The organism is Paenibacillus sp. FSL R5-0473 (assembly GCF_038004565.1).
GTDB classification, from domain to species: Bacteria; Bacillota; Bacilli; order Paenibacillales; family Paenibacillaceae; genus Paenibacillus; species Paenibacillus amylolyticus.
In genome coordinates, this window is the sequence record NZ_JBBORL010000001.1 from 1,752,073 (window position 1) to 1,772,204 (window position 20,132).

At 45.3% G+C, this 20,132-nt stretch carries 24 protein-coding genes; 12 read left to right on the forward strand and 12 right to left on the reverse strand.

Annotated elements, in window-relative coordinates; genetic code table 11:
- Window positions 1-128 precede the first annotated feature (128 nt).
- The 6 genes from MKY28_RS07710 to MKY28_RS07735 form a co-directional block, all read right to left on the reverse strand.
- Window positions 129-428: a metal-sulfur cluster assembly factor gene (locus MKY28_RS07710; protein ID WP_340937857.1), complete on the reverse strand. Its 300-nt coding sequence runs from the start codon at window positions 426-428 to the stop codon at window positions 129-131.
- Window positions 429-459: 31 nt separating this feature from the next.
- Window positions 460-1,692 carry a hypothetical protein gene (locus MKY28_RS07715; RefSeq protein WP_340029099.1) on the reverse strand — a complete coding sequence of 411 codons (1,233 nt, stop codon included), beginning with the start codon at window positions 1,690-1,692 and terminating at the stop codon, window positions 460-462.
- A gap of 13 nt (window positions 1,693-1,705) precedes the next feature.
- Window positions 1,706-2,311 carry a DUF2249 domain-containing protein gene (locus MKY28_RS07720; protein ID WP_076328442.1) on the reverse strand — a complete coding sequence of 202 codons (606 nt, stop codon included), beginning with the start codon at window positions 2,309-2,311 and terminating at the stop codon, window positions 1,706-1,708.
- On the reverse strand, window positions 2,298-2,672 hold the full coding sequence (locus tag MKY28_RS07725) for a hypothetical protein (protein WP_076328443.1): 375 nt from the start codon (window positions 2,670-2,672) through the stop codon (window positions 2,298-2,300). The genes MKY28_RS07720 and MKY28_RS07725 overlap by 14 nt, the downstream gene beginning before the upstream one ends.
- Window positions 2,673-2,689: 17 nt before the next feature.
- Window positions 2,690-2,923, reverse strand: coding sequence for a DUF2249 domain-containing protein (locus MKY28_RS07730; protein WP_076328444.1), 234 nt, complete (start codon window positions 2,921-2,923; stop codon window positions 2,690-2,692).
- 302 nt (window positions 2,924-3,225) lie between these two features.
- Window positions 3,226-3,927 (reverse strand): Crp/Fnr family transcriptional regulator, encoded by a 702-nt coding sequence (locus tag MKY28_RS07735; RefSeq protein WP_340935487.1) that lies wholly within the window; start codon window positions 3,925-3,927, stop codon window positions 3,226-3,228.
- Window positions 3,928-4,104: 177 nt separating this feature from the next.
- On the opposite strand from MKY28_RS07735, the gene MKY28_RS07740 reads away from it, so the two are divergent.
- Complete coding sequence (locus tag MKY28_RS07740; protein ID WP_036672896.1) at window positions 4,105-4,827, forward strand: ZIP family metal transporter; 723 nt, start codon at window positions 4,105-4,107, stop codon at window positions 4,825-4,827.
- Between the two features lie 129 nt (window positions 4,828-4,956).
- Here MKY28_RS07740 and MKY28_RS07745 read toward each other — a convergent pair whose 3' ends face one another.
- Both MKY28_RS07745 and MKY28_RS07750 read right to left on the reverse strand, forming a co-directional pair.
- Window positions 4,957-5,658: a Crp/Fnr family transcriptional regulator gene (locus MKY28_RS07745; protein WP_036672895.1), complete on the reverse strand. Its 702-nt coding sequence runs from the start codon at window positions 5,656-5,658 to the stop codon at window positions 4,957-4,959.
- 56 nt (window positions 5,659-5,714) lie between these two features.
- On the reverse strand, window positions 5,715-6,710 hold the full coding sequence (locus tag MKY28_RS07750; protein WP_036672893.1) for a multicopper oxidase domain-containing protein: 996 nt from the start codon (window positions 6,708-6,710) through the stop codon (window positions 5,715-5,717).
- 279 nt (window positions 6,711-6,989) lie between these two features.
- Between MKY28_RS07750 and MKY28_RS07755 the strand changes: the two genes are divergently transcribed.
- From MKY28_RS07755 to MKY28_RS07785, 7 genes are read left to right on the forward strand one after another with little or no spacing between them, the layout of a single operon-like run.
- Entirely contained in the window at window positions 6,990-7,598 is a 609-nt protein-coding gene (locus MKY28_RS07755) for a hypothetical protein (protein ID WP_036672892.1), read from the forward strand.
- Window positions 7,599-7,637: 39 nt separating this feature from the next.
- Entirely contained in the window at window positions 7,638-8,288 is a 651-nt protein-coding gene (locus MKY28_RS07760; RefSeq protein ID WP_036672890.1) for a hypothetical protein, read from the forward strand.
- Entirely contained in the window at window positions 8,288-8,845 is a 558-nt protein-coding gene (locus tag MKY28_RS07765; protein ID WP_084650449.1) for a hypothetical protein, read from the forward strand. The genes MKY28_RS07760 and MKY28_RS07765 overlap by 1 nt, the downstream gene beginning before the upstream one ends.
- A gap of 45 nt (window positions 8,846-8,890) precedes the next feature.
- Complete coding sequence (locus MKY28_RS07770; protein ID WP_036672888.1) at window positions 8,891-9,625, forward strand: SMI1/KNR4 family protein; 735 nt, start codon at window positions 8,891-8,893, stop codon at window positions 9,623-9,625.
- A gap of 21 nt (window positions 9,626-9,646) precedes the next feature.
- Complete coding sequence (locus tag MKY28_RS07775) at window positions 9,647-10,948, forward strand: hypothetical protein (protein WP_340935489.1); 1,302 nt, start codon at window positions 9,647-9,649, stop codon at window positions 10,946-10,948.
- 34 nt (window positions 10,949-10,982) lie between these two features.
- Complete coding sequence (locus tag MKY28_RS07780) at window positions 10,983-11,405, forward strand: hypothetical protein (RefSeq protein ID WP_340935491.1); 423 nt, start codon at window positions 10,983-10,985, stop codon at window positions 11,403-11,405.
- Window positions 11,406-11,426: 21 nt separating this feature from the next.
- Window positions 11,427-12,032, forward strand: a complete 606-nt coding sequence (locus MKY28_RS07785) for an SMI1/KNR4 family protein (protein WP_340935493.1) — start codon at window positions 11,427-11,429, stop codon at window positions 12,030-12,032.
- 91 nt (window positions 12,033-12,123) lie between these two features.
- Here MKY28_RS07785 and MKY28_RS07790 read toward each other — a convergent pair whose 3' ends face one another.
- Entirely contained in the window at window positions 12,124-12,441 is a 318-nt protein-coding gene (locus MKY28_RS07790) for a hypothetical protein (protein WP_076328451.1), read from the reverse strand.
- Between the two features lie 87 nt (window positions 12,442-12,528).
- On the opposite strand from MKY28_RS07790, the gene MKY28_RS07795 reads away from it, so the two are divergent.
- On the forward strand, window positions 12,529-13,602 hold the full coding sequence (locus tag MKY28_RS07795; protein ID WP_340935495.1) for a leucine-rich repeat domain-containing protein: 1,074 nt from the start codon (window positions 12,529-12,531) through the stop codon (window positions 13,600-13,602).
- Window positions 13,603-13,751: 149 nt separating this feature from the next.
- The gene (locus tag MKY28_RS07800) at window positions 13,752-14,561 is read left to right on the forward strand and encodes a cupin domain-containing protein (RefSeq protein ID WP_340935496.1); all 810 of its coding nucleotides are present in this window, start codon (window positions 13,752-13,754) and stop codon (window positions 14,559-14,561) included.
- A gap of 466 nt (window positions 14,562-15,027) precedes the next feature.
- Here MKY28_RS07800 and MKY28_RS07805 read toward each other — a convergent pair whose 3' ends face one another.
- The gene (locus MKY28_RS07805; RefSeq protein WP_340935497.1) at window positions 15,028-16,074 is read right to left on the reverse strand and encodes an aromatic ring-hydroxylating dioxygenase subunit alpha; all 1,047 of its coding nucleotides are present in this window, start codon (window positions 16,072-16,074) and stop codon (window positions 15,028-15,030) included.
- A 408-nt stretch (window positions 16,075-16,482) separates the two neighbouring features.
- On the opposite strand from MKY28_RS07805, the gene MKY28_RS07810 reads away from it, so the two are divergent.
- Together MKY28_RS07810 and MKY28_RS07815 are read left to right on the forward strand one after the other, a co-directional pair.
- Complete coding sequence (locus MKY28_RS07810) at window positions 16,483-16,929, forward strand: carboxymuconolactone decarboxylase family protein (protein WP_036672879.1); 447 nt, start codon at window positions 16,483-16,485, stop codon at window positions 16,927-16,929.
- Between the two features lie 32 nt (window positions 16,930-16,961).
- The gene (locus MKY28_RS07815; protein WP_036672877.1) at window positions 16,962-17,897 is read left to right on the forward strand and encodes a sigma-70 family RNA polymerase sigma factor; all 936 of its coding nucleotides are present in this window, start codon (window positions 16,962-16,964) and stop codon (window positions 17,895-17,897) included.
- A gap of 99 nt (window positions 17,898-17,996) precedes the next feature.
- On the opposite strand, the gene MKY28_RS07820 is transcribed toward MKY28_RS07815, so the two are convergent.
- On the reverse strand, window positions 17,997-18,950 hold the full coding sequence (locus tag MKY28_RS07820; RefSeq protein WP_340029104.1) for a hypothetical protein: 954 nt from the start codon (window positions 18,948-18,950) through the stop codon (window positions 17,997-17,999).
- Window positions 18,951-19,191: 241 nt separating this feature from the next.
- Window positions 19,192-19,833, reverse strand: coding sequence for a spore coat protein (locus MKY28_RS07825; RefSeq protein WP_051447307.1), 642 nt, complete (start codon window positions 19,831-19,833; stop codon window positions 19,192-19,194).
- Window positions 19,834-20,132: the final 299 nt, after the last annotated feature.

A 20,132-nucleotide genomic window follows, 5' to 3' on the forward strand; every position in this document is an offset into this window, starting at 1 on the left:
CCTTGACCAAGTGTGGCTTCCATCGCAAAACAAAAAGCATACCTGGGTCTGAGAACATCAGATCTTAAGTACGCTTCTTTGTATTCCGCCAGCAACTTGTTCATTCATCCGGTCTATAGTCATTCTGCTTAGAAGTATCCCAGCATTTCCTTGGCTTCATTTGACATCAGCTGTGGAGACCATTGTGGCTCCCACACGACTTGAACATCAATATCGGTCTTATTTGTATTTTCCTGCAAAACCCATTTCACCGCACCGACAATCGTATCATGCAGCGGGCAACCTGGTGTAGTCAGCGTCATCCGTACATGTACCCGTTCAGGCTCTTCCCTTAATTCATACACCAGACCCAGGTCAACGATATTGACACCTAATTCAGGGTCATACACTTCCTTGAGACATTCTAGCAAATGCGTGGTTTGTTCCATCATGTTCACTCTCCAGTCCACCTTATTAATATTAACGTCTGAATACCAAAGCAATATTTGTTATATAAATGATGGAGACAAGAGACAGTATCGTTCCTCCAACCATCATGACCTCAGCCAGATTAATCAGAATTCCACTGATAAGCAAAAGGCTTCCAGCGACCATGGCGAGCATACCCCAATTGACATACCGTTCATTCAACATACCTGCCATCAGCGGTGTTCCGGGTCTGCCGGCCTGCTTGCCATATTTGTGGGTCCACCATAGAAAAGGCACGATTTTGGAGGCATAACCAAGTATGGTGAGAGACACCCAGCCCCCGAGATATACCCATCCAGACAGCAGAACAACACGTGGATGGAGCAGCAACTCAGTCCCTTGCGAGGAATAGATCAGTAGTGCAACAGCATATACAGCAAACGCACGACTTACATAGACAGACCAGCGAATGCCCGGACCTGGGTTACTTTTGTGCCGTTTCTCCTGAATTTGCTCCAAGTGATACACATAGAAGAGAAGGGCGGCGGTTAGAAGTAAGAGCGCAAGCCAGAGCAATCCTCCCTTGATACCTGTCAGAAATGCGATAACACCTGTAACTACAGCTGCATTCCACAGAACCAAGACCACTTTTTGCAGTGGAATGGAATAATCGTGGGACAGGTAGAACATGGGCAGCATTTTGTAACTGAAGCCGGTAATTAACATGCCAAACCAGCCGAAGGTTCCCATCCAGATATGTGCACCGAATAATCGTTCATGCAGACCATTCCAATCACCAAAGGCAAAATTCAGACCCATCAGCATACCGGATAGCCCGGTAAGAACCAGATAAAGACAGGAACACGCTGCACTGATTGTTACCGGATTCCACTGTGAGGCACGGAAGAGGGTAACGGCCATATTCCATCCGAACAACAGAATGCCCGAGAGCGCGAGTGTAGCAGAACCCGCAATCCAGATGACATCTGCACGGATGAAGCCGTATAACATGCCCACGATTCCGATACTGAACAAGAAATAATGACAATAACCAAGAAACAGACTGTAGATATTGGATTGCAAAATAACATGTATCAACTGATAAACGGCACCCATAGCCAGCATGGTTGCCCACCCGAGCACAAACAGATGGGCATGAAACCAGCCTTCGGGTCCTCTGAGTTCATCACCAAGCCAGCCTGTCAGCGAGAGCAGGGAGAATGCGTGATACATTACAAATCCAAAGATGCCCGTGATGATAAAAAGAAACGGCAACCTGGACATGGCCTTTGCCTCCTTACCCTTTTTCAATTCTCACTTTGGCCGTACCATCGGCTTGATCCTCAACCGTGAAGGGGCAACCGAGATTGTTTAACTCTTCAATCAAGAAGACTGGCACACGGTCATTATGAATCAGTACGACTTCCCCAGGATTGCAACGTTCCAGTGCGGCAAGTGTTCGCATCATGGGTTGTGGCGGTTCCAATCCGCGATTGTCCAGTATAACGGTGGGCGTCTGTAGAGATTCAAAGTTTTCAATCGCAACAGCTTGCTCCTCCGGATGGCCTTTGCATGAAGCTGATTCTTCGTCTGAACCGGGCTCAGAATCGACTTCCGATCCAGATAAAACCATTGCAGATAATGCTTTGGCACCGGTTTTATTTTTTTTGTGCACAAACGTGGTAACCCAGTGATCTGAACCTTTTCGTTCCGATGTGCTGGAGTATCCTTTCATCTTGAGAATACCGAGCAGGGGCGTTGGTTTGAATGGAGCATGGAGTACAAAGACATCTTCATGTCGAAGGCCTTTGACCGTGTCCATGATCAGTTGAAACGGCTCTAACTTTTTACTTAGATGAGGACGCACATCCAATTCGACAATATGGACATCAGATGGAGACATGTGCGTTCACATCCGATCCTGCACTAGCTACATCCGCCTGCTGTACCAACTGCAGAGATGATTCATACAGGGCGGCCATTCCACCGTACAGCGCATAGAAGAATGACTCCGGCGCATCGAGGGAGAAGGACAGATAGGCTTTGGGGTCCATGCCGAGCAAACGCTCAAAAAGTCTTGCACTGTCATAGGCGTAAAAACAGAAATGAGTATATTCGAACACAGGCATTTTTTCGTAAATGGTGATAATCTCTTGCGCATATTCCGCTTGCTCACGCTGTGCCAATTGAACCATGGTTGTGGCGTCTTCCAGCCGTAGCGTGATGCGAAGTGTAGTATCGTCAATGATTTCAACGTGCGCCATAGCCGTTCAGCTCCAATCTATAATTTACTGATTTTGACTTGGAAGGTTGTAGGACCCTGCTCAATATACTCCCAGTTGAAGCCATCGGGATGTGTGGATTGAAACTGGAATCGAAGAGGCTTTGGATCGTGATCGTTAATAAGCAACATGGATTCCTGTGGTCGCAAATGATCAAACGTTTCGAAAATAACTTTATGTTTCAAATGCGGTGGATACTCCGTGGCATTAATGGTTGCTGCGTATGTGTTCATGTGTCATTCCTCCAAATAGGGATAGTGTGGTGTTGCAATTTGATTATAGAAAACGTGAAGGGGGGGCTGTGTGAGCCTGCTCACACATTTTTTAATGTCATAGTCTCGCCTTATTTGAGTCAGAATCCTGTATGGAAATATTGCCATGGGCAAGCCAAAGCTAACAATATCCTGATACGCATATTGCTAATTGTGAATGCGAAAGAGACCTTAACATTGATTACGGTCGTTAAGGTCTCTTTGTGCACACACAGTTTAATGTAATAGCGTGGGAGAAAACAGTGTAGCTGGGTGCAGGGTGGTCACGTATCCCTTTGTTCCTTCAAAGCTTGCAAATCATGAATGATGATCCGGCTGCGATCCACTTCGAGCAAATTCTCTTTTGTAAGCTGGTTTAAAAGCCGATTCGCTGTTTCCCTTGTTGTACCAATAGAATTGGCAAACTCCTGATGTGTCATGGGCAGGTTGATGATAATCTGGTCTCCATGCATTTGTCCGTGCTGATCTGCAAGCATGAGAAGGAAGGAAAGTACACGATTGCGTACATCCTGACCAGAGAGCACCTGCAATTTATCCTGTAATTCTCTTATTTTATCACCGAGCACACGCATAATTTTGATCGCAATTGAAGGTGTGCTCAGCATTAATCGTTCTAAAAGTCGGACAGGTATGGCTAGTAGTTCGGTAGGGGTAATGGCTTCTGCGGTGGCCGGGTAAGGGTGCGCATTAAAAAAGCCGGTGTGTGGGAACATATCTCCTGTTTTGAGGAAAGAGACAATCTGTTCATGCCCGTTCTCATCGGTTTTATAAGCCTTTACAATGCCGGTACGGATAAAAAAGACAGCTTCTTTTTCGCTTCCTTCGCTGAAAATAACCGATTTCTTCTGAATACTTCTGGAAATGGCGATATCTTCGACTTGCTTTAATTCCTCGGGGCTAAGGTCCTGGAAGATGGGGAACTGTTGTAGAAACTCCGTTGTTGTATCTTTGTTTACCCTACTCATGAGAATCTCTCCTCTCTGTGTTCATAGTTCTGAACGACGACATCATTTCATCATAACGTGATTTTTGAACACATCAGGTGATATAGATCACCGTAAAGCCACATCACTGTTTTTGATTACTCAACCTGGGTTAATGGAATGATAGAATATGATTGAACAAGAGAGGGGTCGGCCCGGATGTGGACTGCATTCATGTGGGGCGGCATCTCTGCCTCAGCGGTTGTCATTGGCGCACTCGCAGCCTTGTTTCTAAAGATTCCCAAACGAGTTATTGGCTGGATCATGGCTTTTGGGACAGGAACATTAATTGGTGCAGCGACCTTTGAACTTCTCGGAGATGCGCTGAATGATGGAGGAATAATACCTACAGCCATTGGATTTACGGCGGGTGCCGTCGTGTATACCTTGTTTGACCTGCTCGTTTCTGCAAAGGGAGGGGCAGGGCGTAAACGTTCGGCAAATTCGGGAGACTCGAACCAAAGCGGGCTTGGGATCTTTGCAGGAACAGTAATGGATGCTATCCCGGAATCCATCATGCTTGGTGCCAGCTTACTGGCCGGTAACGGTGTCAGTGTGGTCCTGGTAGTATCGATCTTTGTCAGCAACATTCCTGAAGGTCTGTCCAGTACGGTTGGACTACAGGGCAAATACAGTCGTGGCAAAATCATATTAATGTGGCTTAGTGTACTATTGATCTCCGCGATTGCAGCACTGGGTGGATATCTGTTTCTGGAGCAGCTTCCAGAGGAGATGGGTGCAGCGATTGGTGCATTTGCAGGTGGCGGAATCATTGCCATGATCTGCTCGACGATGATGCCGGAAGCCTTTGAAGAGGGTGGGCCAATTGTGGGTTTGATTGCATCTATGGGATTGCTTGTGTCGCTGTTGCTGGATCTGTAGATGACAGAACAAGCTTCCGATCTATTGGTTGAATTTATATAAAAAGAGTATCCGAACAGAGTGGTTTCTGATCGGATACTCTTTTTTGCCAAAACAGCTTCCTCGCATCCACAAGCTTTCTTACCCAGTTCATTGGCTTCGGGCAGGCGATTCAATTTTTTCCCTAAGCTGCTCCAATTGCAGAATAAGGATGCAGTTTCCTGTAACCTGAAGCAGTCCCTGAGTTTGCATCATGGCAAGTTTACGACTAAGTGTTTCGGGTGTGATCCCGAGTAACAGAGCCATATCTTTTTTGAATACAGGCAAGCGGATCTCATGTTTTGCATGATTTCGGGTATGGAAATACAAAAGCAACTTGGCAATCTTCTGTTCCGTTGTCATCGCACTTAGCGAGCTGTTCCATTCATCTGTTTCACGGAGCAGCTTGGTAATGGCAAGCAGGAAATGATAAGCAAGCTTCGGATCGTGTTCAAGTAATTGGTCAAAGTCATGCTTGCTGATAGAGCAGATGGCCGAAGGCTCCAGAACTTCGGCGTTTGCGACATGTGGTTTTTGGTGTAACAGGGAATCTTGTCCGAAGAAATCACCGGGAAACAGAAACCGAATAATATGTTCCTTGCCATTTTCATTGTATTTGGATAACTTCACACCTCCCTGATGAACCACATAAAGCGTATCTGAGCGTTCTCCCTCCTGGACGACAACTTCGCCTTTGTTATATTTGCGGGTATGCAGAAGGGAGATCAACAAGACAGCTTCGGATGGATCAAGATGCTGGAACAGAGATACTTTGGAGAAACAGGCATCCTTCGCTTCGTGTGTACAGATCATCGTTTAATCACCTCGAATGGTTCAGGATAGGTATAGCCATTATCTATTGTCATGTCTCAGTGAGACATCGCGGGTCCACCATGATCAGTTCCATCCTTGGTCACACGCAGAACAGCGGCAGCTCCTTTGGCTACATGGTTGAACTGATGGGTTACAATCGCATAATCACCTTCTTCGGTCACGGTGAACTCTACGACAGCTCCACCACTTGCGGGAAGCATAACCGTCTGTATTCCATACTGGATGTTGCGTGGATTCCCATCGGTATACACACGGTCCATAATGGTACCCACAACGTGGAAGGATGAGACTTCATTGGGTCCTGCATTACTGACATAGATTCGCACCGTATCTCCTACTTTGGCTAACAGGGGATGTTTTATTAATCCATAATCATTGCCGTTAAATACGACATAATCCGGTTCCCCGTTCAAAAAAGCTTCATAATCATGCTCTTTATACCATTCACTCTGAACAAGAGTATACTCACGGTCTACCAAGTGATCGGAAGGGTATCCTGCTTTGGGATCAACAATAATCATGCCGTACATCCCGTTTGCGATATGGGCAAGAACCGGTTTAGTTCCACAGTGATACATGAATACACCGGGTGAGGAGGTTGGATAGGTGAACGTACCTTCCTTGCCTGGCATAACATCAATAAATTTGCTGCTGGGAGCAGCATGTACAGCGTGAAAATCCATGGAGTGAGGCAGGCTGGAATCTTTATTTTTCAACGTGAACACCATGGTATCTCCCTCGGTCACTCGTAGGACGGGTCCGGGGACGGTACCATTAAATGTCCAAGCGTTGTATATCACTCCTTTGGAGATTTCGACATCTGTAACCTGGGCCGTCATTTCAATATATACCGTAGTACCTTCTCTGCGAATGATCGGGTCCACCGGGGGTTGACTGATCGCAGAGGAGGAGGAGGAGACTTCATCGTGGTGAACAGGTTTAACCGTGTCGGTTGAACTACAGTGAGAGAGAGTTGCTGTGAATATAGCAAATACGAGTGACCATTTGTATACATTCAGTAAGGAGAACATAGTTGCACAACCTTTACTCAAGTGATGTTTTTCACAATCTAAAAAGCAGGTTTTCTTTCATTTCAGTAGTTATTTAGTTATAGATTACGTTATCGAGGTGGAGACGGGTGTGATGAGGCACACACTTGGGTATGTCGTATTAGAGGCATTTCCAACAATCTGTCTTCAATTGTTGTGCTGAGCAACGGAGTTTCATATAATTTTAGAGAGATGGATTGGTAAATGTTGAGTATTTTGACGCTGTGTATGTCGTAGTTTTAGAAGAAAGGTGGATACAGGATGAAACGTTTCGAAGATGAAGGTGCGTATAAGTATAGTTTCTATTCGGTCCTTCGACGGGGAGAGCGGATTGATGTGAAATGTCCCAAATGCGGTGGGCACGCTTCGATTGATCAACGGAATGGTCAACTGGGATGGAAGTGTTACGAATGTTACGCTCAAGCTTTTGAAGAACCAGTATATCAATATAAAGCCAAGGGGAATTGTGCTGTATGTGAACGTTGGTTTAACGTGGAAGTCACAGACGAGAAGAAGACGTCTCACCGATCGACGCATGTGGAATGTCCGCATTGTAGTTCTGTGAATCAGGTTGAATTACACGCCAAGCCGACATACCAAAGGTGTTTTTCCGAGATTTGTGCAGGGAAAGATCCTGTGTTCGGGCTGGAATTATACTTCCTGGATAATTTCAGAGGAAAAATAATATGGGCTGTGAATCGGGAGCATCTGAATTATCTCATCGCTTATGTCTCCGCAGACCTGCGTGTAAAATACGGAAATATGCCTATACGAACGGCTTCACATAGTATTCCTTCTTATATCAAGGATGCGAAGAACAGGGATGTAGTTGTGCGTACACTGTCGAAGCTTCAGCACAAGACTGGATGAGACTGAAATTGAAGAGTTAAAGCCGCAAGGAGAGAAGAAATGAAACTACGAGTTAAACTTACTATTTTTGCAGTCATTCTGGGTATGTTGATGATTCCGGCTTATTTTATTTTACAGACATTTGGTGTATTTCAAAAAGAGACAGTATTATCTGACTATGCTCTGGCCGTTGATGTTAATGGGAAGTCCTATGGGGCCTGGCCGCTGATTAACAGTTTTGCAGCGATGGACAAAGAGGAAGATAACCGTCAGTTTTATTACCGAATTGATATGAATCATATCCAATACCTGTTTAATCTGGCCTATAAGGAGTATGATGTGAAGCCAGGCGGGGACAATCCGTATCTGGCTGGTACTGTAAACTATCAACGTACAGATCACAACTATGTACAGACCGAGAGACAGTATGAGAACGCCAATGATTTCACAACGGTTTTGAATCTGTATGATCAGGATGGGCAGGTGATCTACACCTACAATAACACCGGCAAGGGAGATAAACAGCTGGTAGAATCCATCATTCATCAGGGAATGAGCCGTAATAGTGGCGGTAGTAGCGAAGCTGCCCGCGATCCGTATATCAATATTACGGCGTTATTCCGTGACAAGCTGAACATCGATGTGAAACTGACGGTGGATGAGGAACACAAAGTGGTTACCATTCGAATGAACAAATCGGAGGCGAGATGATGAATGAGTATGGTGTACAACACGGACCTGCTTATCTGGAAGGATTAATTAGGAAGGAAGAGAACATAAAGTCCGATGAAGTGGAGTGGAAAGGCAAACTTCAAATGAGTGATGGTCATGATAAATTCCATATTTTTTATTATGGTGACTTGACTGAAGATGATCTGATTACCTGGCATGATTCGACACCTCTTCTTGTATATGCGGAGCATACGGTCACGGGTGAGCGCTATCTGCTCATTGATACCGCCAAGCACGGCTATGATGCTATGTTATGTGAGACCTATTCGGAAGACGCACTACATGACAGACCCCTTCGTCCTTACCTGGATGTTGAAGGTGAGGACATATTTGAAGTAGAGTTGACGGCTTACTACAATGTGCCTTGGGATGAAGAGTTTGGCGAAGATGTAGATGAAAATGGGGCATATGAACTGATTACGGGAGAGCGCATGCATTTTGATCAGGTCAAGCGTGATGGATATGATGCCTTTGCCGTTCGCATTCTGAATCGTAAAGGAGTATGGACTGAAATTGTACAGGAAGAACTGGCTTAGATCCTGAAAACGAATGAACCAAACTGAGATGGGAGATGTCGACAAATGTATATTGTATCCCGTGTACTTAAGCCGGTTCCAACAGAGGAACTGGATCACTTTGAACAACAGCACGGCATCTCGCTACCTTTATCATACCGCACCTGGATTGAGCACTACGGGGAAGGTACATATACGGGGTGGATGAATGTGCAGAGACCGGACCCAGAAGTGTTGAAGCCTTTTGTTGAATATGATTTTTGGATACATACGGATGATTCGCCTATAAGTCAGCATCAACTTGAGCAGTGCATCTCCATCGGCAGTTCTGTAGATGGAGATTTCCTTGCTGTTCATCCGGAAGTTGAGGGGCTGTTGTGGCTACCGCGTCATGATGAAAATATCACCTTATGGACATGCTCGGAGACTGAATTTGGCGAAACGCTGGACCGGATCTATTGTGGGTATTACCATCAGGATAAACCAATAACGCCACTTTACTTTGAGCCGTGGAATGAGCTGCGGAAACATACGTTTTACCATTTTTCAGGGACGGAACAGGGAAGCTCCATGAAGGAACTCGCCGATACATGCAAAACAGAATTTAAGTGGGATGCTGTGTTGGAGAATGAGTACATGTGCAAGATGTTCATGGTGTCGATGGGAGGATATTTACGATTTAACTATGCAGCTGGGAGAGAAGTTGCCCTGTTCTATGAAGAAAAGAATGGTGCGGAGGAGGCGACGGATAACGAAATCAGTATGTTCTTGCAGGCACATCATTGTACGGCATATGAATAGGGGCAGAGTGGAGGGACACCTATGAGTTGGTTAAAGGAAGACATTGCGGAACAATGGCGCAATGAAGGCAAGCGTTATGCAAGGGATGTCAATGCATTTGTCCGGAGAAGTATGCAGGGAGAGCAACCGGATGAATCCGAGTTGGAGGGAGACTCCAGAAGCGGAATGAGTACTGAAGTATTCCATATGGTGAGACAGGCCAATCTCCATGGTGATGTGGAGGTGCTTCGACATGAGCTACCCGCAGCGACGTGGCCATTGAACGAGGCGTTTCAGGCTTCCATGCAAGCGGTCAAAGTTGTAGGTTATCTGAACGAGGAAACGATTGTATGTAATACGGGGATTTTCACGGAGAATAGTCAGATATATACGATGGATCAGCACGGATGGCAGTTGATCTCTCCATATACTTTTGCAGGTTGCTCATCGGATGGACTTGACTTTGCGCTTGCAGGACCGGATGGGATTCGTATCATTCGTCAGCCAGATCGCAAGTTGGAAGGACAGGAGATAGCGACATATCAATGGGAAGATATTCAAGCCCGGATACAGTCGGCATTACCTCGGATTGAATCACTTGCGGACTGTGAGCATCCCGAACGGACACTTGAAGGACTTATACCTATGGATGAAGGCAGAGCACTACTTATACACTCAAGATACGGGATATATCTTGTAACGCAAGATCAGGTGACCTTGCTTCATCCCGATCTGGCAGAGATTGAAGAGTATGAGCTAGAGGATACACAGATAGATATGGGACATGCAGCTGTATCAAGGGATGGTAGATGGATTGCCTATGGCAGCCAAGGAAGCAATCATATGGTGATGGACCGTCGGCTGAGCAAGACATACTCTCTCTATCCAGAATCGAGCTACCCTCATTATGCAGCATTCACCAGTGATAACCAGACCGTCTGGTTTAACGCATGTCATTTCTATAACGGGGTCACGATACAGGTCCAGCTGAAATCAATTGCAGGCAACGAAACGAAGGAAGATTGGCCAGTGATGGATGAGAATGCACGTGTGTATGCAGCGGTGGAAATAGAGGCAGGCATGGTGCTTGGGGATGCATATGGTTATCTATATTGTGTAAATGGCGAGGGTAAGGAAGTATGGCGTCATTTTGTGGGAAGTACCATCTATTCTCTCGCCGTATCACCAGAGCGATCCAAACTTGCAGTTGGCACATATGGTGGCATGCTGCATGTGCTCGATCTTCGTTCCAAAGAGATGGACGAGTACGGGATCGGTACAGGTACTCTTCGTGAGCTGGAGAGGTATGTGTTGTGGCGTGGAGAAGAACCTCTGCGCTGGTAAGGTCTCGTATTACAACCTGCAAAGGGGTGAAGGAATGGAACGTGAAGAGGCTGTAACGTTATTAAAATGTCACTCCTTTTCTTATGATGATCTGAGTCATCCCAAGATGGAGAACGGTTTTATTGGCAGTTTGCGGCCTTTCCGTGGACATTTGATTGAGGAGAATTTTCATGAGTTGATGGAGATATTGCGTGTTCTGGCACCAGAACTTGCACGGCCTTCATTGGATCGGGAAGTCACGGCATGTCTATGGGGAATTACTCATATGGCACGTGCCTGGGCCGTTGAGCCTGAGGGTATGCTTCGCAGCAACAACCTCATTTCGGACGAACAGGTGGCATTGATGGAACAATGGCTTAATTTGTTATCTTACGCAGTTATGATTCTGATTGAAGGCGGCGGTGAGGAAGAAGCGTTTTGGGGATATCATCAATATCTACAAGAAGAGAAGAACTGAGTTAGGGGAGGTGTGGTGTGATTGGAGCCGAATGTATCATTAAACGTGCTAATGGACGAGCTGAATCGCTTGCTGGGTGAGAGAATACAGGATCAAGAGATTCGCCAATTGTTTGCAGAATATCAACATCGGGAAGGTGCATCCGAGGAAAGTCTGGATCTATTCGAAAAGGAGTATGGCGTCCGGCTGCCTGGCGATTTTCGTACCTTTTACCAAAGAAAAGACGGCAGTGGTTATGGGTTACATGTGCTTTACCCAGGGGATGCTGAGGAGGGTCGATGTACGCCCTTTTATCTCATGTCATTGGAAGAGATTCGAGAGACCAAACAATACTTCTGTGAAGTGGATGAGAAGCTTGAAGAGTATTATTCTGCCGAAGAGATCAGCCAGCTGGACCCGGAGATCAAACCATATTTGTTCCATAAAACATGGATTCCTTTTGCAACAATTGCGGGAGGTTCGCTGTATCTGATGCTCGATTTTGATCCAACGGCGGAAGGCACGTATGGGCAGATTATTATGTACGTGCACGATCCGGTCTTTGTTTATTACCTTACACCTACCTTCACGGATCTCCTCAGCATGTCGAACCGTAATCTGAAGATGATGGATGAGATCACCTATTAAAATCCTGCACGATTAGACAATTCCTTCAATAATAAAGAAGCTGCCGAAGCAGCTCCTTTATCTGAACAAGTACTTTGAATGAGTCTAATGATTACCACTGGAAGAAACGATGCCCATGAAATCCTCCACCTGGAGGTCCTCCGTGTCCACCTGGACCACCCGGCCCGCCTCCATGAGGTCCGCCTGGATAGCCACCTCCTGGGAAATGACCAGGGTGTCCACCGGGGTAACCACCGCCGGGATATCCACCATGCCACCAAGGACCACCGATCGGATATGGTAGTGGAACAGGAACGATGGGCGGGTATGGATACGGATAAGGGTAAGGATACGGTGGGGGTGACGGATAATAAGGGTAAGGATAACCCGCAGATTGCGGGGATGAAACTGAACCAGGGCCGTATGCCATGTAATAAGCCTCCAATGACTGGATTGATGATATCAGCCTATGCCACAATGTAATCAGATGATACAGCAGATTGAAGATTAATGAATAATGAGTAATGAGGGGGAACATATGGTAGCCGTAGCTTTTCACACTGATCCAAGAGGAACGGCCTATGAGCTGTTGATTGACGAATTGATCGAGAAGGCAGATCGTTTTATGCTGGTAGACAGACAAAGGTACGAAGAGAACGAGATACCGGAAGTAGTTCGTGTGTTAGAGAGATTGAAGCCCTATCTTGTGGAACGTGCTACGATGGAAGAAATGATGCTAAAAAGCGGAGCCTATTATTCCGAAGGCACCTATTATACATATCGCTGTACGCCGGAATCGGGTCGCGTGCTCAAAGAAGAAGCCAATCGTTTTCATGATTGGTGTTATCCGTCATTGCCGGACGATCTTTGCTTTATGACAGAAGACGGAAATGATTATTTTTTCTCGGTTGCCCATGAGCATATGTATGGCATGAGGATTACATACAAAGAAGCGAGTGAACTTATGGAGCGGATTCCGGGGTTGTTCTTTGATTTGGACCGTCATAAGGAAATTGATCATCTCCTGGACGATGCGATCAGACATCAGACCGATAAGCTGGATATCAGCTTACATGGTTTAAGTGAGCTTCCCGAACGAATTCGGGAGTTGAAGCACTTGAAGGAGTTGACGATTTTTGAGCAGAATCTGTACTCACTCCCTGCAAGTCTGTTTGAACTTACTTCATTGGAAAGATTGGTCATTACAACGTTGGATCTGGAGTGTATTCCGGCAGAAATCGGGAAATTGAAGCAACTTCAAGAGTTAAGAATTTATTGTGGCAGTCCTTTTGAATCTGCACCTGGTTGGAGGCCCAAACCACAAACTGAGTTGGGATTAAATTGTATCCCGCCTGAGATTGGTGAATTAAGTGAGCTGAAGTATTTGGAGATCGTATATTCTGGTATACGTGAGCTCCCCCCGGAGTTGGAAAAACTGAAGAATCTGCGTGCTTTACTGGTGACAAATGCACTGATTGAGGGAACTCCGGATGTTGTCACAAGAATGCATTGGCTGAAGTATGTAGACTTAATGAATATTCCATTTGGAACCCATTGGGAAGAAGTCTGGGAAATGAAAAAGAACATGTAACAAATAGAGCCCTGCTCGGGATGTCCGAGTCAGGGATATTTGTTATGCGAGGAAAACTTGGCGGAAATGGGCTCACGTATCTGGGCGCTGGGCATAAGCTGGCATATAGGTTATGACCTAAACCGAGAGCGAAGGGCAGGCGTTTTATTTTGGCAACCTCATACATGGATTACACTTTACCAACCACCGAATTTACTTACGATTTGAGCAATAACCCGTTATTCAAGAAGGATGAGAACAACTATATTAACGCTCTTTCCATCAAGCAGTTAAACACACTGGGCAATGCTTCTTTACTGGATATTTTCCTCAACACGGGCAATGTGGTTGAACCACATACGCATCAGAATGCAACGGAGTTGGTATACTGTATCAGCGGTGCGGCAGTTGTTTCCCTCATTAATCCGTTTACCAACGAGCTTCTTCATTTCCCGATTACTCCGGGGCAGGTGGCTAACGTTCCTCAAGGCTGGTGGCACTATGAAGTGGCTACTGCAGATCACACGCACTTACTCGCAATCTTTGATGCTCCTATTCCTGAGGCGATATTTGGCTCAGACACCTTACGTCTTACACCTGCAAAACTTTTGGCTTATACGTACTGTCTGGATGAGAAAAAAGTTCAAGAAGCGCTGGCTCCCATTCAAAAAACAGTGATTATTGGCCCGCCGGCAGATTGCCAGCCTTCAATTGCTCCTGCCTCTAACAGTGCTCCAAATGTGAATCATCAGCCTTACGTAATGCCTAATGTACAGCCAAACATGCAACCAAACACACAACCCAATGTACAACCAAACATGCAGCCCAATACACAGCCAAACAACCAACCAAACATGCAACCTTACGTGAACCGTCTTCCGTACTGGGGCACTTGGGTTGATCCACGTATTATTCATGAGCCGGGCTGTCCGTATTATAGAGAGCTTCCTATGAATACGAATAATCAAGAGGACAGATGACGGTCATGAGGCGAGGTTTATCTAATACACATAAGTATTTCAGTTAAATTAGGTATAACAAAAGAAGCGTCCGCAAAGGAGCGCTTCTTTTGTTGATTAAAGGTGTCTTCAAACCTGCTGAAAGCCGATGCATACCTGAACGAGTCCGGAGCATGGAGTGCTAACGAATCGTAGGCGTCTTAATCAAGGATTTAAGGCGTGCCCAAAAATCTAAAGAATCTGAGACACGTTATATCAGAATAAACAACCGTATGAAGTGTTTTTATCGGGGGATTTTGGGAAATAACGAGTCTGAGGTTCCTTACAATTTTAAATGAGGACCTAGAGGCCAAATAAGATGTCCTGAGTTCCTAAGAAAATTTTCAACCCATTCCCCAGAGACCGCAGGATAGTACTTCAAGACTTTTTAGGCGCGACATCCATCATCGATAGCTTGCCTGAGGTTAAAGAAGAACACCTATTTAATTTACGATGTGTAATTTCGTCCCAAGCCAAGCTCCGTTAACAATTGACGATAAGCAATCGAAGTACGGTCTGCGGGAATATGGGCCTCGGCATGCAGATCAAGGGGCAGATCCTCCGGTTTCTGTGACTCGACCATCTCGCGGTCTTCTTCAAATACCTGCAAGTTGAACTTGATTGTGTCTTCAATCAGAGCGTCTTTGTCAAAGTTGCGTGTGATTGGACAGAATAAACGTGTATAACGGGCAGAGATTGGCGAAGCACAATTCAGAATATTCAGCTTGTCGTCTCCTGGGAAATGTACCGTAAGAGAAGCCGCAAAAGGTGGGAACACTCGAAACTCGCGCAGCCATTGGAAACCTTCAGGTGCAACAAGATCTTGCCCTTTGCCATAGTTACTTACAGTACTCCAATACTCCGCCAGTAACTCATTACCTTCGCGTTTCACTTTGTATTGGGGGACTTCGGTGTTGTTTCGATCACCAAACGTCTCGGTATGCACATAGGCAAAATGGGATACATCCAGGAATCCCTCCATTTGTCGTCCAGAGGAACCAGCAATGTCAAAGTTGGGTGGCAGAATATTGATATAATCCGGATCATCCCATCCAGGGAAGGAGGGGATCTGTTCTTCCGTTCCCGCCAAAGTGGTCCAGATCAAGCCATAACGTTCGACTGTCGGGTACACGATAAGTTTGAGCTTAGGCGAGATCTTGGAGCTTGGGTGCGCAGGTACTGCGGTACATTTTCCTTCACAATTATAACGGAAACCATGATAAGGGCAGACAATCTCGCCATTTTCTACCCAGCCTTTACTAAGTGGGGCCCCGCGGTGAAAACAAAGATCCTTGGCTACCACAATCTGATCATTACTGCGATAGAGAACCAGCTTCACATCGAGTAATTGAGCAGACAGGGGTTTGTCTGTTACTTCGGTTGCTTGGGCTACCGGGTACCAATATTGGGATAATACATGCCAGTCTTCAGCGGTGAACGTACACCCTCTAGGTAATTCGGAGGTCATTGTATGTTTTGCGTTGGAAGTTATCATAGGAAACACTCCTTGCTGATATGGATAAACGATTCTCTTTTTAATGTCAGAAAAGTTAACTTCATTAGCCGTATGTTACTACTCTTTTGGTCAAAATATCAATATATCCAACCTGCTTTTGGTTAAAATCACAAACGCTACAGCAAAAACCGTACATGAATACGGAAAAACGCGGATTTTTCTTACGTTAGATGTTAATTGTAGAAAAGAGAACAACCTTTCAGTATGTTTTTCCATTACTGATTATTAACTCCATGGAGGTTGTCCTGCCATCAGAATCTAAGTGTGAATATTCGTTAGTTGAGCAACTATTCTTGTGGGCATAAAAAGATTTTCGCAAAGAATGTCACAGATCCCAGCCTTCATTTGTCTACAGTATGTAAACCAAATGACGGAGGCGAATGAAAAATGAATTTAAGAACGAACTACAGAGTAGCGAGTCCAGGTGCTTTTAAAGCGATGATGGCAATGGAGCAATATATATCCGGGCAATTTGAAAATAAAGTATTGTATGAGCTGTTAAAAATCCGAGTGTCCCAGATTAATGGCTGCGCTTTTTGTCTCGATATGCATGCCAAAGATCTGATGAAACTGGGAGATTACGCGGATCATATTCTTTTGCTAAGTGTGTGGCGTGAAGTGCCTTTCTTCACGGATCAAGAACGTGTTATGCTGGAGCTGGCTGAGGCGGTGACCCGAATCTCGGAACATGGTGTACCACTTGCGTTGTACGATAAGGTCCGTGAACATTTCAGTGAATCCGAACTGGTGGATCTGATTCTGGCCATTAACACGATTAATAACTGGAACCGGATTGCGATTACAACTGGGATGTATCCGGGTTGCTTTAACTAAAAATACACGCACCATGCCAGGGGAGGCTTCTTATGAATTCTAATTTCCATGCCAATGAGCCAGAAGTGTCTTCTCTGGACGTTGGTGAGTTGTATATTCGTTATAAAAAATATGCATTTTCAATAGCTTACCGCATGTTGGGCAGTGTGGTAGAAGCTGAAGATATTGTGCAGGATTGTTTTGCGGGGATTCAGAGTACGTCTGCTCAGGATATTCGTAATCCCAAGTCCTACATCGCCAGATTGATTGTGAACCGAAGCTTGAATCTGCTAAATTCCGCTCGTAATCAGCGGGAAAGTTATGTTGGTGAGTGGCTGCCAGAGCCGATCGGTGACAGTGAAGAGGCGAACATGCCAGAGGAAACGATGGAGAAAAAAGAGCTGATCTCCTACGCCTATCTGGTCATGTTGGAGCGTCTATCGCCCATGGAACGGGCTGTTTTTGTCCTTCGTGAAGCGTTCCGATATGATTATTCTGAAATAGCGGATTGGCTGGGCAAAACGGAGAGTAACTGTCGTCAAATCTTTAGCCGCGCCAGACGAAATCTGCCTGAAAGACTTCCGCCGATCGAGCAGAGTGATGCGGATATGATAGCCAAAGGTGAATTGCTGAGCCGTTTTACAACGGCTTTCCTTCGTTATGACGTCTCTGCCATGCTGGAGTTACTGGCAGATCAGCCTGTATTTACAGCAGATGGCGGTGGCGTTGTGCATACGGTTATGAGAACAATGAATGTGCACAAAGGTGTGCTTGCACTCCTGACCTCACGTCGAGTCCTTACACGATTGCGTGAAAGGGAATGGGTACCGATGTGGATCAATGGCGAACTTCAACTCGCGTTGATGAAAGAAGGGCAGTTGTCCGAGGTACTCTGTTTGGAGTTGGACGCTTCCGGAGAGCGGATTGAGGGCGTGTATCTCGTTGTCAATCCGAACAAACTTACATCAATAGACACTTCAACTCTTTGATCCAAACGTAACGACTTGATATATAAACTTAAAAGCGACAACCTCTGTCACGAGGATTGCCGCTTTTTTGGCATTCACATTTTGCGATTCAGCATCTGATTATTCACGGACAAATTGTTGTTGAACAGGTTCAATGATTGCTCTGACTTCAGGTGTAAGCTCATCATTATTCTGATTGAGAACCAGTAAAATCTTTTCCATAGTGTCCAGAAGAACACTCTGCGTATCGGGCTCCCGGTAAGCCAAAGCTTTCTCGTAAGCCTGTTTCACCACAGGGTCCATGGTGCGAATTTCTTCATCCGTGTACCAATCATAAGCAGGCGTGTTGTCACTTCCGTAAAACAGATAATCCACAAATAACCCTTGCTTCACTGCTGATGTGCGATTGGAATTCGGGAAGTTGTTCAAAAAGGCTTCTTTCTCCAATGCACGCTGGATTAATTCGTTCCAAGAGATGATAATGCCCCCATCTGAAGTCGTCATTTGGTTGGACTCGGTAGCCATAATATTAATGTATGCAGCAATATCAGCCTTAACAAAAGGTTTGAACTTTTGATATATCTCATAATTGATGATGGGGTAATACAAGCCTTCACTGGTTTCCAGTTTGAACCCGAGATCTGAAGCTTCCTGCAGAAGCTTCTTCACGGTCGGATCTTTAATTTCTTTGAGCAGACGACTATATGTAAGCTTCTGTTCGTAACCAAGTTGTTCATGGGCTTGAGATATGGCCTGTTGAAATTGTTCCGTATACATTTGGTAGTCCATATTAGCCAATTTCACGTTTTGCATGTTCTCCAGTTGCAGCGTCATTAGTGTGGCCTGCCAAGGTCCGACTTTATCGATATGATTCATCAGGTATTTACGCGCTTTAACCAGACTTTCTGTGGACTTCACTGCTTCTGTTCGATAGGTTTGGAACTGATGATACACCGCTTTGGAAGCGGGGACAGGTGCAGCTAGTGTTGTTGAAGGTGTGAGTGTTGTGCCAATGGCAGTACAGCCGAGAGCCATAGCCAGTAAACCAAGTTTAGCAGGTTGCTTCCATCTCATTTGTATACCTCCCCATTAATGAAGAAAAAGCCATTTGAATTCTCGTATAACGGCATTTCACCCTATTTTATATGTATGATCCGTAAGTTGAATATGTACGGGTTTGTCTTTGATTAAACCAGTTTTTGGTAACCAAATCAAGAGTCTTAAGCAGGAAATGATTATAAATAACCAAAGAACAGCCCCTAAAACCCGCATGGGTTGAAGAGACTGTTCTGGGGAATCGGACTTTATTTTCTAATTAATGAAGTGGTTTATTGTTAATAGGCATCTGAGGTGCTCCGGTTGCTGGAATGTATGCCTGAAGCATCTGTTGTGTATCACTTGGAGTGAGTTGAGGTACTTGATAATAGGCGTTTTTATTCTGGAACATGAAAATTTCATAGGCCATCTCAATAAAATGCTGGATCTGCGAAGCGATGACTCGGCGAACCGTTCCATTTGTGATCTCGCTACAGGACATGCCGAGCAGACTCGCATGTGACTTGATCAGTCCCAGCATATGACCGCTAATCCCGGCATCCTTTACATCGGCCAAGCTCTGGTTTGGCTTTTTAGGTGCTGATGGCTTAAGGCCATATACCGGTGGTACCATGTTGGGGATCATATAGGTAGCTGTCTCTTGATGAGGCTTCTGTCCGGATGCAAAACACTCTGCTGTCAGATTGTACTGGGATAATATGAAATTGTACTGCCGGTCGAGAATGCCAATCAGTTCCTGGCTCTGCACAAATGTACGAAAGATCATGTATTGATCCAGGACGTTAATGGTGGAGGACAGAATCTCATGTACATCGAACATCTCATGACCGCCATGATTCATGTTAGGGGTGACATTTGGATTAGCATTCAATGTGGGTTGTACTAAATTTTGAGGGTGCATCGAATTTGGATTCATTGTAAATTTGATTCTCCTTTGGTAAATGGTATGATTCTATATAAGCTGAACGAAAGAATATTTACACTTGCCACTCCGATGACAGAACAACCTTCCGATCGCTGTTATCCCCAGATTTTTAATTCAATTTTACAAAGGTGAAAATCCGGTGATAAGCTTATGCTTCCGAAGTAGCTTTCTTGTAGAAAGCTTTTAGCGAACGCTTCGCTTCTGTAGTTTGTTTCTGTCCTCTGCGTTCTTGTGCAAATGTATAGTTCAACTTCTATAGTATGCTTGTAGAGTAG

Coding starts and splice junctions, on each gene's coding strand:
- MKY28_RS07710 (WP_340937857.1), bottom strand. CDS start 428: ATGGAACAAACCACGCATTTGCTAGAATGTCTCAAGGAAGTGTATGAC.
- MKY28_RS07715 (WP_340029099.1), bottom strand. CDS start 1,692: ATGTCCAGGTTGCCGTTTCTTTTTATCATCACGGGCATCTTTGGATTT.
- MKY28_RS07720 (WP_076328442.1), bottom strand. CDS start 2,311: ATGTCTCCATCTGATGTCCATATTGTCGAATTGGATGTGCGTCCTCAT.
- MKY28_RS07725 (WP_076328443.1), bottom strand. CDS start 2,672: ATGGCGCACGTTGAAATCATTGACGATACTACACTTCGCATCACGCTA.
- MKY28_RS07730 (WP_076328444.1), bottom strand. CDS start 2,923: ATGAACACATACGCAGCAACCATTAATGCCACGGAGTATCCACCGCAT.
- MKY28_RS07735 (WP_340935487.1), bottom strand. CDS start 3,927: ATGAGTAGGGTAAACAAAGATACAACAACGGAGTTTCTACAACAGTTC.
- MKY28_RS07740 (WP_036672896.1), top strand. CDS start 4,105: ATGTGGACTGCATTCATGTGGGGCGGCATCTCTGCCTCAGCGGTTGTC.
- MKY28_RS07745 (WP_036672895.1), bottom strand. CDS start 5,658: ATGATCTGTACACACGAAGCGAAGGATGCCTGTTTCTCCAAAGTATCT.
- MKY28_RS07750 (WP_036672893.1), bottom strand. CDS start 6,710: ATGTTCTCCTTACTGAATGTATACAAATGGTCACTCGTATTTGCTATA.
- MKY28_RS07755 (WP_036672892.1), top strand. CDS start 6,990: ATGAAACGTTTCGAAGATGAAGGTGCGTATAAGTATAGTTTCTATTCG.
- MKY28_RS07760 (WP_036672890.1), top strand. CDS start 7,638: ATGAAACTACGAGTTAAACTTACTATTTTTGCAGTCATTCTGGGTATG.
- MKY28_RS07765 (WP_084650449.1), top strand. CDS start 8,288: ATGAATGAGTATGGTGTACAACACGGACCTGCTTATCTGGAAGGATTA.
- MKY28_RS07770 (WP_036672888.1), top strand. CDS start 8,891: ATGTATATTGTATCCCGTGTACTTAAGCCGGTTCCAACAGAGGAACTG.
- MKY28_RS07775 (WP_340935489.1), top strand. CDS start 9,647: ATGAGTTGGTTAAAGGAAGACATTGCGGAACAATGGCGCAATGAAGGC.
- MKY28_RS07780 (WP_340935491.1), top strand. CDS start 10,983: ATGGAACGTGAAGAGGCTGTAACGTTATTAAAATGTCACTCCTTTTCT.
- MKY28_RS07790 (WP_076328451.1), bottom strand. CDS start 12,441: ATGGCATACGGCCCTGGTTCAGTTTCATCCCCGCAATCTGCGGGTTAT.
- MKY28_RS07795 (WP_340935495.1), top strand. CDS start 12,529: ATGAGTAATGAGGGGGAACATATGGTAGCCGTAGCTTTTCACACTGAT.
- MKY28_RS07805 (WP_340935497.1), bottom strand. CDS start 16,074: ATGATAACTTCCAACGCAAAACATACAATGACCTCCGAATTACCTAGA.
- MKY28_RS07810 (WP_036672879.1), top strand. CDS start 16,483: ATGAATTTAAGAACGAACTACAGAGTAGCGAGTCCAGGTGCTTTTAAA.
- MKY28_RS07815 (WP_036672877.1), top strand. CDS start 16,962: ATGAATTCTAATTTCCATGCCAATGAGCCAGAAGTGTCTTCTCTGGAC.
- MKY28_RS07820 (WP_340029104.1), bottom strand. CDS start 18,950: ATGAGATGGAAGCAACCTGCTAAACTTGGTTTACTGGCTATGGCTCTC.
- MKY28_RS07825 (WP_051447307.1), bottom strand. CDS start 19,833: ATGCACCCTCAAAATTTAGTACAACCCACATTGAATGCTAATCCAAAT.